Origin of the sequence: Candidatus Tisiphia endosymbiont of Ditula angustiorana (genome assembly GCF_964026425.1) — a bacterium.
In the GTDB taxonomy this organism is placed as follows: Bacteria; Pseudomonadota; Alphaproteobacteria; order Rickettsiales; family Rickettsiaceae; genus Tisiphia.
The window spans coordinates 1738565-1751558 of the sequence record NZ_OZ032143.1; the positions used below are offsets into that span (position 1 = coordinate 1738565).

The 12994-nt window shown below is 32.3% G+C and carries 10 protein-coding genes and 2 tRNA genes; 3 read left to right on the plus strand and 9 right to left on the minus strand.

Annotated elements, in window-relative coordinates; genetic code table 11:
- Positions 1-41 precede the first annotated feature (41 nt).
- The 5 genes from AAGD29_RS08405 to uvrB all read right to left on the minus strand — a co-directional run bounded on the left by AAGD29_RS08405 (position 42) and on the right by uvrB (position 8237).
- Complete coding sequence (locus AAGD29_RS08405; RefSeq protein ID WP_410521149.1) at positions 42-3686, minus strand: acyl-[ACP]--phospholipid O-acyltransferase; 3645 nt, start codon at positions 3684-3686, stop codon at positions 42-44.
- Positions 3687-3768: 82 nt separating this feature from the next.
- Entirely contained in the window at positions 3769-5496 is a 1728-nt protein-coding gene (locus tag AAGD29_RS08410) for an N-6 DNA methylase (protein ID WP_341757794.1), read from the minus strand.
- 42 nt (positions 5497-5538) lie between these two features.
- Positions 5539-5811, minus strand: coding sequence for a hypothetical protein (locus tag AAGD29_RS08415; protein WP_341757795.1), 273 nt, complete (start codon positions 5809-5811; stop codon positions 5539-5541).
- 44 nt (positions 5812-5855) lie between these two features.
- Positions 5856-6050 (minus strand): hypothetical protein, encoded by a 195-nt coding sequence (locus AAGD29_RS08420; RefSeq protein WP_341757796.1) that lies wholly within the window; start codon positions 6048-6050, stop codon positions 5856-5858.
- Between the two features lie 198 nt (positions 6051-6248).
- Positions 6249-8237, minus strand: coding sequence for an excinuclease ABC subunit UvrB (uvrB, locus tag AAGD29_RS08425; protein ID WP_341758782.1), 1989 nt, complete (start codon positions 8235-8237; stop codon positions 6249-6251).
- Between the two features lie 74 nt (positions 8238-8311).
- Here uvrB and grxC point away from each other — a divergent pair, with 74 nt between their 5' ends.
- From grxC to AAGD29_RS08440, 3 genes are all read left to right on the plus strand, one after another.
- Positions 8312-8584: a glutaredoxin 3 gene (gene grxC / locus AAGD29_RS08430; protein ID WP_341754140.1), complete on the plus strand. Its 273-nt coding sequence runs from the start codon at positions 8312-8314 to the stop codon at positions 8582-8584.
- A 116-nt stretch (positions 8585-8700) separates the two neighbouring features.
- Positions 8701-8777: transfer RNA gene (locus tag AAGD29_RS08435), tRNA-His, on the plus strand.
- 17 nt (positions 8778-8794) lie between these two features.
- Positions 8795-8871, plus strand: a tRNA-Arg gene (locus AAGD29_RS08440).
- 28 nt (positions 8872-8899) lie between these two features.
- Here the strand turns inward: AAGD29_RS08440 and hemF are convergent.
- From hemF to AAGD29_RS08460, 4 genes are all read right to left on the minus strand, one after another.
- Entirely contained in the window at positions 8900-9733 is an 834-nt protein-coding gene (gene hemF / locus AAGD29_RS08445) for an oxygen-dependent coproporphyrinogen oxidase (protein ID WP_341757797.1), read from the minus strand.
- 258 nt (positions 9734-9991) lie between these two features.
- Positions 9992-10477 (minus strand): transposase, encoded by a 486-nt coding sequence (locus tag AAGD29_RS08450; protein WP_341757798.1) that lies wholly within the window; start codon positions 10475-10477, stop codon positions 9992-9994.
- A 31-nt stretch (positions 10478-10508) separates the two neighbouring features.
- Positions 10509-11099, minus strand: a complete 591-nt coding sequence (locus AAGD29_RS08455) for an IS110 family transposase (RefSeq protein WP_341757799.1) — start codon at positions 11097-11099, stop codon at positions 10509-10511.
- Between the two features lie 426 nt (positions 11100-11525).
- Complete coding sequence (locus AAGD29_RS08460) at positions 11526-12806, minus strand: MFS transporter (protein ID WP_341757800.1); 1281 nt, start codon at positions 12804-12806, stop codon at positions 11526-11528.
- Between the last annotated feature and the right edge of the window lie 188 nt (positions 12807-12994).

A 12994-nucleotide genomic window follows, 5' to 3' on the forward strand; every position in this document is an offset into this window, starting at 1 on the left:
TTTCAGTCACATAAGCACCATTACTTACATAGCTCCCTACCTTATTTCAGCATTCTAGTTACTTTTTTATAATTTTCAAGCATTTTAGTTATTTGCCGATAATTTACTTTACCTATTGGTAGAATCGGTATTTCTTTAACAGGGATAATAACTGGTATATTCTTTTGGTTTGAGTTTATTGAATTTTTATGCATTATTTCTATGAATTTTTCACTATTTATGGTCTGACTTGTGGTAAAGAGAAAAATCTGTCTGTCTTTATTATCATCATCAGGGCAAATGGCAACATGCTTACTATCAACATCGATCATATTAGCTAAATCCTCTATTAATATCAGCGAAATTACTTCTTCTATTGTCATAAACTGCTGAATACGACCTAATAAGGTAAGATATCCACCTTCATCAATTTTTACGATATCTCCAGTATCATACCATCCCAAACCCAATTCTTCTGATGATGTAGGGTGGATAACTCCGGGATTATTAGAGTGCATATAGCCAAGCATAATATTTGGTCCTTTGATGAATAGTTGTCCTATCCCCTCTATTCCAATAGATCTCTCGCATAATTCTACTTCTGCTGGTATACTCTTCTGATTTGAGTATAATTTATTTGTGCTACTGGTATTCTGCTCCTCACATACATTTGAGTACGTTGCGGGTCGAAGCTCCGTGGCTTCTTTAAATCCCTCAGCAGAAGCAAATTCTGCAAGAGGTCTATTGTGAATTGGTCTAATGTAATATTCTATTTTAGGCATCAAACGCCCTACACTTCCAGCACGATAATGCATTGGGGTATTACAAGATATTATTGGAGATGTTTCTGACGTACCATATCCTTCAAAAATTCTTATACCAAACTTATCAAGCCATAATTCCCTTGTTTCTTTTCTCAGTTTCTCACTACTGGTAAATACGTATCTTATAGAATAAAAATCGTAAGGATGAGCATAGACAGCATAACCATGCAAAAATATATCCGTACCAAACATAATTGTCGCTCCGATATCGTATATTACCTCAGGAATACTCCTATAATGTAGAGAAGACGGGTAAAGAAACACTGGTATAGCATTGAGTGTCATCATTATTGTTCCAGATAAACCAAAACAGTGAAAAAGCGGTAAAGCCATAAAGGCAAAATCATCAGGACTAAAATGTACCTTAGCTAGAAGTTGGCATCTATTAGCCTGCAAGTTCCTATGTGATAATACTACAGCTTTAGCTGTTGCTGAAATACCCGAAGTAAATACTACAACTGATGGATCATTATCATCATAACTGCTACATATATTGTTGTAATAACTTTGTGGGAAGAAGCTGGCAATAATAGCCTTAATTTTTAAATATAAACCAATTCTTTGTGTTAAATCTTCAAGGTAAATAATTTTTATATTGACTGCTAAGATTTTTGCCACCACTTCCTGTAATCCAGCTTTTTCGACAAACTGTTTTGAAGTATATACTATTTTAACTGACGTTGTTTTACATGAATCCACTATATTGCTAACCTCACTCATATAGTCAATCATAACTGGTCGACGGCAGCAGGCTTGCATAGCATAAAAAGTAACAATAGTTTCAACCATATTAGGTAGCATAAGACCTACATAGTCAGCTACTTCCGTATCCTGTTTTATTAAATTTGCTAAAGTAAAAGATCCCAATATTAATTGGCGATAGGTAATAGATTTATCATCAATATCTTGTATTATTTTTTTGTTAAAACCGTAAGCTTTTGCTGTCTCAATTAGAGACTGAAATATAGTATTATGATAATCAGAGCTTTCAAACATCATATCAGCCATGATATCATAAAGAGCCTGACCTATATATTTACGCTTTTCCCTGTTATCTATATTCGGCTTAGAAGGAAATTTTACTGGTGGTAGAATAGTGATAGTAATCTTAGGAAATATCCGTGTTTTTAGTATGTTTTTAAGTTTGGAAAAATGAGTAAATTGTGTACCATCTATTCTTACAGGTAGAATTGTTGCATCAGATTTCTCAGCAATCATGCCAGGTCCTTCATATATCTTCATTAAAGAACCAGTAATACTTATTCTTCCTTCGGGAAATATAGCAATTTTTTTATCTTTTTGTACCTCTCTAATCAAAGTTTTTATAGCCATTGCATTAGTAGGATCAACCGACAGCGTTTTTGCCATTTTTAGAAATGGTCTTACCCACAATGCTTTAGCTATAGTTGTATTAATGGCAAAAGTCATTTCTTCAGGTAGATAGGTTGCAAGTAAGGCAGGATCAATATATGAAATATGATTAGCTATAATTACTGATCTTTTGCCAGCTTTATAAAAATTTTCAATGCCTTTAACTTCCACTCTATACATGCAATCAAAAATAAATTTCAAAATACTTCGGATAACAGCAAAAGGTACTATTTTTACTTCAGGAATTAATTGATAAATATAATAAGCTACTACTATGTTAAGTAGGCTAATAAATAATATAACAAATGGTATCGAATATCCCCAATGGAATAACAATGAAAGTATTGCAGTAGACACAGCCATAAATATAGCATTAATAAAATTATTTATAGCAATTATTCTACTACGATGAGCTGAAGAGCTAAAATATTGTAATGATGCAAAAAGTGGAACAATATATAAACCTCCTATAGCAGCTATAAAAAATAAATCTATAATAATCCGCCAATTATGCCTTTTAGATAAAAAGACAAATATACTCTTTAACTGTTCCGGTTCATAATGAATTGCACTAATGCGACTGGCAAAAAACAGATCAATGCCAAATATACTTATGCCAATTGCCGAGACAAAAACATATTTTGTGGTAATTTCATTTTCAAAAATCTTACTACACCAAAAAGAACCAATGCCTACTCCAACTGAAAATGTTGCAAGGAACAAATTAGCGACATTTTCATCTGCTCCAAAAGTATCTTTAGCAAGAGATGGGATTTGGGCAAGTATTGCTGCACTGATAAACCAAAACCAAGATATACCAAGAATCGCTAAATATATCTGTTTTTTAGCTTTAGCATATTTAATCATTTCTATGCTTTCACGAAATAAGTTTAAATTTATTTTAATTTTAGAGTTAGAATTATTTGATTTTGGCAGAAAATAACTAGAAACAACGCCAACTATAGCAATAATTATCAAACTAATAGTTATTAGATTACCGCTTATAGTGTAGTACCCTCCAATAATAGTACCAATTAAAATAGAGATAAATGTTCCTGCCTCAACAAATCCATTAGCTCCCAATAACTCATTTTGGTATAAATGGTCCGGCAGAACACTATATTTTATTGGTCCAAAAAATGTTGAATGTATACCCATAAAAAATATAGATAAAAAAAGTATAACTAAACTATTGTAAAAAAACCCATAAGTAGCAAAAAGCACTATAGCTAGTTCAAATAATTTAATGATTTTAACTAAAGTTGATCGCTCATATCTATCAGCCATCTGTCCTGCAATACTTGCAAATATTACAAAAGGTAATACAAAAATAGTATTAGCAGCTAGCACAAGCAATTGGGTTAAATCCATCAGTTGGCTAGATAGCTTATAGGTAATTAATATAATTAGAGCATTTTTTAGTATATTATCATTCAGACAACCACAAAATTGTACTATGAAGATAGGCAAAAAACGCGTATCTCGAAATAAATATAACCGATTTGATTGCATGTTTTCTCCAAAGACATATTTTAGTTGCGGTATAGTATGTAATTTGTTACTTTATGTCAAATAATCTGAAATTATATTTAATTCATAAATGAGGTAAAATTTTATGTATAGATTCTTTAAGATTATTTTTAATTTTCTGAAATTCTTCCGTGATATTATTTAGTTTACTTATTTTTTCTAAAAATTCTTTCATTTCATTTTTTTTAAGTAATGGTATGTGTATATTACAAAGCTGTTCATAAGTTAAGTTTGCTCTAACAGCTCCATACTTTGTATCGTATTTGCCAATAATGGCTAAATAATATTTTGACTTTAAAATATGTAATAAATATTCGGATGGTAGAGTATCTTGGAATTTTTTTAAAACTCTAAAGACGATATAAATACCACTTACATAACCACCGCTTAAATCCTCAAAGACTAAACCTAAAGAACCAACATTAATCCTATGCGGATTATATACCAAATCTCCAGCTTGAACCTGCTTGTATTTTTGGTTTATGTCCTCACCTTTTAAAATTTCATTGTCAAAAACACCAATACTATTACTTACACCTAGAATTCTAAAATCTGTAATTGGTTGTAAAGACGGCTCTGTTTTTTCTGTTATCTCCTCAATATAATTACCAAGTTTTATAATATCGCCTTTTAAATTAGCAAAAATATCAAAATAATCATAAATCCATAAACTATAACCATTCTTGGCGATTTCAGTTGATGCTATTATAGCAGACTCAATTTCCAAAACAGTCTTTTTATTATTGAAAGCATCAAGTGCAGCTGGCAAATCATTGTCCTTAATTGGCTTCTTTCTTGAACCAAGTTCATGACCAACCGCATTAACTGCAAAAAAGAACGTGTTTGATATCTTTCTGTTTTTCTCGAAATACACAATGCTTGTTTTTGTTGGTGTGTAAGGTTCAAAAAGCTTTCTTGGCAATGAAACAATAGAAACATTTGATGAGTTATTAAAAATATACTCTCTTACCTTTCCAACATCGCCCCCATCTGAAAGAAAATTTTCTTTTACAAGTAAACAACCTCTACCACCTAGTTTTAAAGCTTCAAAGCAATGCAAAGCACAAATAGCGTCACCATTATTTGATTGAATGGGATATAAATACCCAAACCTTGTTTGTTGCGAATATGGTGGATTTGTAATTACAATATCATATTTTTGATTTACATAATCAGAAATGGTGTCTTGTTTTTTGATATTACTATGTCCGTCTCCGAACAAAATCATATTCATTTTTGCAATTCTTGCATTTACAGTAATCTCAGAACCGTAAATTGTTTTTTTTCTTAGAATATTTTGCATCTCATCGTTAAACGAAGTTCTGATTTTTAAATATCTAAACGCTTCAATTAAAAACCCTCCTGTACCACAAAAAGGGTCATAAATGGTTTCGCCAATTTTAGGATTAACCATACTTATCATTGTTCTTACAATGTTTCTAGGTGTAAAATATTCGCCTAAATCTTTAATTTTGATGCCTTGGTAAGCATTTTTTAAAAAATACTCAAAAGCATCACCATTCACATCACTATCTGAAGCTGTAAGGTTAAGTTTTGAAAGCTCACAAATAATTTCTTCAAAAATATCAGGTGAACTAATAGGGAATGCTTCGTTAAAAATATCGCCATATTTCTCGTTAATCTTAATCCAAACAACATCTTTTACATATTGATACAATTCTTTTCCTTTTCTCTTAGTAAATGAACTCCATCTAAGATACTCATCTAATGTATTCTCTTCACTTCCACACATCTTTAGAACAGAAATTTCATCAAGAATTTTTAAAAACAAAATATCAGAAAATGCCCCAAATCTATCAAGACCAGCTTGTAATCAATCCTCTCTTAGTAAATTAGCTGCACTTTTAAATACCTTAATAAGTTCGTCTCTTGAATGCTGAATAAAATTTACCGCAGATAGTATTTCAGAACCCTCATTAACAAATCTGAGTGCCGTATGGTGATTTATAAATTGCCTTACATCTTCCCCATCAATTTTAAGATTACGTCCATTATACAAATATTGTGTTTCAATATAACTTCCATTATAAGCAAATATAAGTGGCGTATTTAGTGGTTTAGCATACAAATTCAATGCTTGGTTCATTGCTAATTGTATACTTTCATTCGGTTTTTTTGCCTCAATTATTATTATTGGTTCGTTACTTCCTTGTATAGTACAAAGTCAGGTATTTTACCGTTAAGTAATTCTTTTTGCTTTGTAAGTTTCACTCTTTGCTGAAAGACGTTACATTTTGGGTCTTTTTCATCGACAATCCAACCAAGATTATCAAGTTGGACTAAGATATCATGCATTACAGATGCTTCTAATCTTTTAGTATACATATAGAATATTCCAAATTCGGTTATATCTAAAATATAACAGATTTTTATGATCCACTAATAGCTGTTTTCATTATTTTTGCGGTATTGCTTATTTTTTTCATCCTAACCAATACATTACTATTACTCATTCTTTAAAAGGCTTATTCTTATCCTGAATTAATGGGTTAGATAGACCATTGGAACAGAAAGTACTTTAAATTAAGTTAACTCTAAGGCTGCCTCTTCTAGTACATTAATTTGGTCTCGTATTTTTGCCGCATGTTCAAATTCTAAATTACTAGCCTTTGCATACATTTCCTTCTTTAATTTATCGATATGAGCTTTCAATTTCACTGGATTGTCCAATAATATATGAGTTTGTTTTTTATTATCTAACTTACTATCCAATTTTTCTAATTCAATTAGTGCATGGATATGGTGATTAATTGTCTGCGGTATTATGCCATGTTGCCTATTATACTCCTCCTGAATTTTCCTTCTCCTATATGTCTCACTTACTGCCTTATCAATAGACTTAGTATTGCGATCTGCATAGAGTATTACCCTTCCCTGACTATTCCTTGCAGCTCTGCCGATAGTTTGAATTAATGAGACTTCAGAACGCAAAAAACCTTCTTTATCAGCATCGAGTATTGCAACAAGTCCACATTCTGGAATATCTAAACCTTCCCGCAATAAATTAATACCAACAATAATATCTATAGTACCTTGGCGTAAATCTCTTATGATTTCCATACGTTCAAGAGTATGAACATTAGAGTGCAAATATGATACTTTATACCCTAATTCTTGTAGATAATTTGTTAAATCTTCTGACATTTTTTTAGTTAATGTTGTTACTAAAACACGGAATCCTTTATTTATCATATATTGAATCTCGCTTATCAAATTTTCAACTTGGTTAGTCGCTGGTTTTATAATACATTCTGGGTCTAGTAGTCCCGTTGGTCTGATAATTTGTTCGACCATAATCCCTGCTGTTTCTTCTAATTCAAAAGGCCCAGGTGTTGCCGAGACAAAAACCGTCTGAGGTCTAAAATCTTGCCATTCTTCAAATTTTAATGGTCTGTTATCTAAGGCTGATGGAAGGCGAAACCCGTGTTCCACTAATACTTCTTTCCTTGCCCTATCACCATTATACATTGCTCTAATTTGTGGGACAGATACGTGACTTTCGTCGACAAATAGTAAAGCATCTTTAGGCAAATATTCAAATAAGGTTGGCGGAGGCTGCCCATTTGCTTTACCAGTCAGGAATCGAGAGTAATTTTCAATGCCTTTACAGCTGCCAGTTTCCATCATCATTTCTATATCATATTGGGTACGCTGATTTAATCTTTGAGCCTCTACTAATTTATCATGTGCTTTAAGAAATTCTAAGCGTCGTTGTAATTCCTCCTCAATTTGCGATATAGCATTTTGTACTACTTCTTTAGGTGTTACAAAGTGGGACTTAGCATAAATCACAGCTTGATCTAATTTAGCTAATTTTTCACCTGTAATCGGATCAAATTCGCTTATATATTCAAGTTCATTGCCAAAGAATGACAATCGCCAAGCTTTATCGTTATAATGTACTGGGAATATGTCAATATTATCACCTTTTACCCTAAACGTACCGCGTTCAAACCCCACATCATTACGCTCATATTGTAAATTTACTAAGTCATTAAGCAATTTATCTCTAGCATAAGTTTCCCCAGACTTAAGGCTTATTGTCATCTGATAATAAAGATTTGGTGAACCAAGGCCATAAATACAAGACACTGAGGATACAACAATTACATCCCGACGTTCCAGTAGTGACCTAGTGGCAGAGTGTCTTAATAAATCTATTTGTTCATTTATCGAAGAATCTTTTTCTATATAAGTATCAGTTCTTGCAATATATGCTTCAGGTTGGAAATAATCATAATATGATACAAAATATTCAACGGCATTATTGGGAAAAATTGCCTTCATTTCTGAATAAATTTGGGCAGCTAATGTCTTATTATGTACCATAATAAGCGATGGTCTACCGGTTCTTTCAATAATATTTGCCATAGTAAAGGTCTTACCAGAACCAGTAATACCAAAGAGTATTTGTGAACGCATTCTAGATTCAAGACCTTTAACGATTTCATTAATTGCTCTTGGCTGATCGCCAGCTGGACTATATTTAGATACTATTGAAAATTTATTTATCATTAATTTGTAACTTGCTAAAAGTTTATTATATGTGGATAATAGTTTTATAACTATAAAATAGGATAACAATTATGCACAAAATTATTCTATACACTGTCATAATTTATACATTAACATATTGCCCCTATTGCACTAAGGCAAAAAAACTACTTAATCGAAAAAATATATCTTACAAAGAAATAATCGTAGATAATTATAGTGACAAGCAAAGGTTAGAGTTGCAAGCTAAAGCTAATGGACAACGTACATTACCACAAATATTTATTAATGATAAGCATATTGGTGGCTGTGACACTCTTCATAAACTTGAGAAAGAAGGTAAGTTAGATGAATTAGTAAAATAATATCATATAATTATGACAGCAAAAACTCTAAAAATAAATGTATTAAGTCATGGTAATTTGAGTTGAATATACTTGACTTACGGGTAATAATAATTTACTTTAACGCAGGTTGCATGGCGGATGTAGCTCAGTTGGTTAGAGCATCAGATTGTGGATCTGAGGGTCGCGGGTTCAAGTCCCGTCATTCGCCCCATATTTGCTTAAGATTAAGCATTCGTAGCTCAGCTGGATAGAGTGTTGCCCTCCGAAGGCAGAGGTCGTTGGTTCGAATCCAATCGAATGCACCAAATACTTAAAAATCTAGGGATTATAAGGCTACCAGCGTACTTCTGGGGGCAGAGACATTAATATTGCTTCAACGTTGCCATCTGTCATTAAGCCAAACATTGTCCCACGATCATATAATAAGTTAAATTCAACATATCTACCACGACGCACTAATTGATAATCCTTTTGTTCATTAGTCCAAGGCAGTAGCATCTTTGTTTTAACAATTTCAGGATATACTGTTAAAAATGCTTGTCCTACGTCCTTAGTAAAAGAAAAATCATTATTAAAATTTCCAGTATTTAAATAATCATAAAATATACCGCCTACTCCCCTTGGCTCATTTCTATGTTTTAAGTAAAAATACTCATCACATTGTTTTGTAAATTTAGGATAATAATTTGGATTATGTTTATCACAAGCATGTTTAAAAGCATTATGAAATTTTATCGTCTCATTTTCATTAGAATAAAATGGTGTTAGATCTCCACCACCGCCAAACCAATGGTTAGTAGTTTCAATGTAGCGTGTGTTAAAATGTACTGCTGGTATTAATGGAGAAGTAAGGTGAGCAACGATAGAAATACCAGTAGCAAAAAATTGTCTACTATCTCCAGTACCCGGTATATTTTTACTAAATTCTAGGGATAATTCCCCAAAAACTGTAGAAATATTAACGCCAACTTTTTCAAATAAGTTACCACGCATTACAGACATTACGCCACCACCACCGTTTTTTCGAGCCCATGGTGATTGTATGAATTTTGTAGGAGCTAAACCTTTCGCCTTACTATATTCAAGTTCAATTTTCTCGAATTCAGTACATACTTGATCACGTAAATTTGTAAACCATGTTACTGCTTTTTCTTTGTTGCTGGTCATAGTAATTTATACCATCACTATAGTGGGAGTGTTAAAATAACTTAATTAACCTCAAGTATTGATGTAAGACATCGGTTTAATAGCCTAGGGTGTTCCTGCACCTTCGGATGTCATCAACTATGATTTTTAAAAAATTAAAAAAAAGTTTAAAATAAAAAACCAAATTGGTTTAGAGAAATAACAAAAAATCTCTAGCTTAACATTCACAGTAAACCACGACTTGATAAAAATTTAAATAAATATAGGTTTAAATTTTTATCAAGTCTTTGCCGATTTTAAATAATAATCTCTAACCCTTGCATTAGCAATGACAATAATTTTACGCATTAAAGCAGTAATGGCAACTATAGGCTTTTTACCTCTAGCAATTAGCTCTCTATAATATTCACCTAACTTGCTCTTTGATTTAGCTGCTGCCATTGCTGCAGTAAATAATTTGGTTCGTACATTTTGTCTACCACCACTAACTGAACGATACCCTTTATATTGTCCACTATCCTTAGGATGTGGGGCTACTCCGACTAAACTAGCTATTTGCCTCCGATCAACCTTACCAATCTCTGGTAAAAATGCTAATAAAACTTTACTAACAACCTTACCAATACCGGTTACTGTCTCCAATACCTCAAGCTGTTCTACAGTCTTTTCATCGGTTGTTAACTCGGCTATCTCTTCTTCTAATTTCTTTATAGCTTTGGATAAACATAACAATAAATCTTCTATATACTCGATGAAAATCAACAATTGCGTTGTTGTTGTCCAAGACCTGCGGTGCTCACGTACTAATGTACGCTGTGCTCCTCGGCTTGGACACTCCTAGCACTTGTTGATTTTGATCTTCGTCTACCAACTCTTCATTTACGAGCAGTATACTATCTTTTATCATATCATTATTAGGTCCTGCCATCCTATTTTTCTCTTGAGTCTGCAATTTTACTAAATCATCACGACGAGATAAAAATATTTTTAGCTTGCTCATCTTTTGATCAGGTTTTTGTTGTAAAGATAATTCCTTATGCCTTTCTTGTCCATATTTTACTAAAGCTTGAGCATCTACAGAATCAGTTTTAGCACGAGTACCAAGTGATCTTATAAAGTACTTTACTTTTTGGGCATGTGCTCTATGAACAGCACATTTTTTGCTTAATAAAAAATTTACTAATTCAGTTTCATATCCACCTGTAGTCTCTAATACTATTAGGGAGTCAGTCAAAAAACTTTTATATTGCTTAAAAAATTCCTTAAATCCAATAGTGTTATTAGAAAAAGTCATAATTTTATTATTATTAGATATTGCTACTGCAAAAGTTGATTTTGCTATATCAATACCAATAAAATTGTTATATAATTTATCCGTTGGGGTCATAAAATCCTCGACATATTTACGATTGTAAGCGGGCGTTTCAGCCCAATGAACTATTTAAACGTTCGAGCTTATTAAGTAAGTGGTCTCTTGATGACAATGTTTGTATAAACTCACCCCTGACGAGCACCACTTACTTTTTTCATTATATCATAGTTTTATCTTACAACCCCTGCTTTGGTGCGGGATCTAGAATATCTAAAGCACCTTCCTGTCTATTTCTTTAGATTCCTGCTTTCGCAGGAATGACATCGTTTCATCGTATATGTACAACCCCTGCGAAAGCAGGGGTCTAAAAATAGCTAAGAAGACTATTTAAACTTTTCTTAGATCCCAGCTTTCGCTGGGATGACATAATGGCGGTAACATCACCCATAATGGCGATGATACGGAGCTTACTATTAATTTATTACATCAAACGAAGGTTAATTATCTCTTGCTAGTTTTGAAAGAATTCCTACTAAGTAAACATCTTATTTCATTTCTCATAAAATAAATGATAACTAAAAATATACTAGAAGTAGTCATAATATAAAAGGCAGGGGCATAAAACAAGCCTGTTTTTTCAACAAGCCAACGAGAAATAAGAGGAGAAGTACCACCAAATATAGCAATACCCAAATTATAACTAAAGGATACCCCTGAAAATTTTTGTTCAGGAGTAAATAAAGATATAATAAAGCTATAGGCTGCCCCAGCTATTGCCCCACTAAGAATACCTAAGATAGTTAGTGCTAGAATTTGTTGCCACATGAACGGTAATGACATAGATAACAAAATAGGTAAAGCTAATATCAAGATCGCTAAGCTTACTAAAGCTAAAGTCTTAAATTTTCCAATAATATCAGTTAATCCACCAAATAATGGCATAGATACCATCGATATAAAACAGGTATATAACATATAAGTAAGAGCAATTGTATTATCAAGGTGCATAACATCATGGTAATACACATTAATATAGGTTTTTACTAAATAGACGACACTACTAGCAACTGCACCTGTACAAAAGGTTAAAAACATCGCTTTCCAAGCTGTCCTAACTACGTTGATAAAAGGTGCTTTTAAAGTTTTCTTTTGTTCAGCTAACATTTTGAAAATTGGAGTCTCCGATACACGAAGACGTAAATAGAAACCAACAAGCCCCATAACTCCGCCTAGTAAAAATGCAAAACGCCAAGCAAAATCAAAATGATAAAAATATTGTTCAATAATAATTCCTACAAGAGTGGCTATTAACGTACCAGCAATATTTGAGCCATGTACTAAACCAGCAGTAAAACCTGGTCGTAAATTTTGATGATGTTCTAGAATAAAAATAGCAGCTCCAGCTCCTTCACCACTAATACATAAGCCTTGAAAAAGACGCATTATGGTTAATATTATCGGTGCATAAACTCCTATGTCATGATAAGAAGGAATTAGTCCCATAGTAAATGTTGGTATAGTCATACCAAGCATGGAAATAATTAAGGCTATACGCCTTCCATATTTATCGCCAACATAACCAAAAAATATACCACCAACTGGTCTAGTAATGAATCCTGCTGCAAATACCCCAAGAGCCAACAATATTTGTAAAAATTCTGAGCTTGAAGGAAAAAATGTGTGACCAATTACTAATGCAAATACTGAATATACTGTGAAATCGTAATATTCCAGTATATTGCCTGAAATTGCTGATAAAAAAACGGATTTAGGTTTGCTCATCTAGATCTTATCAATCAAATTTAATTAAATCGGATTATAGACCACTTAACCAACTTATAAAGTGTAAAATAATTTTATTTTTTGTGACAAGCTACATATATTACAAAAAAGTTAATTACTATTTAGTATATAGTGGTTATTATACAATATAGGTAGATAATAATTAGTAGTTTTCATCATCTATTGCT

What these genes read in the sequence shown, in the direction of transcription:
- hemF (WP_341757797.1), bottom strand. Translation starts at nt 9,733, where the DNA reads ATGACCAGCAACAAAGAAAAAGCAGTAACATGGTTTACAAATTTACGT.
- AAGD29_RS08420 (WP_341757796.1), bottom strand. Translation starts at nt 6,050, where the DNA reads ATGTATACTAAAAGATTAGAAGCATCTGTAATGCATGATATCTTAGTC.
- AAGD29_RS08405 (WP_410521149.1), bottom strand. Translation starts at nt 3,686, where the DNA reads ATGCAATCAAATCGGTTATATTTATTTCGAGATACGCGTTTTTTGCCT.
- AAGD29_RS08415 (WP_341757795.1), bottom strand. Translation starts at nt 5,811, where the DNA reads ATGAACCAAGCATTGAATTTGTATGCTAAACCACTAAATACGCCACTT.
- AAGD29_RS08460 (WP_341757800.1), bottom strand. Translation starts at nt 12,806, where the DNA reads ATGAGCAAACCTAAATCCGTTTTTTTATCAGCAATTTCAGGCAATATA.
- grxC (WP_341754140.1), top strand. Translation starts at nt 8,312, where the DNA reads ATGCACAAAATTATTCTATACACTGTCATAATTTATACATTAACATAT.
- AAGD29_RS08455 (WP_341757799.1), bottom strand. Translation starts at nt 11,099, where the DNA reads ATGACCCCAACGGATAAATTATATAACAATTTTATTGGTATTGATATA.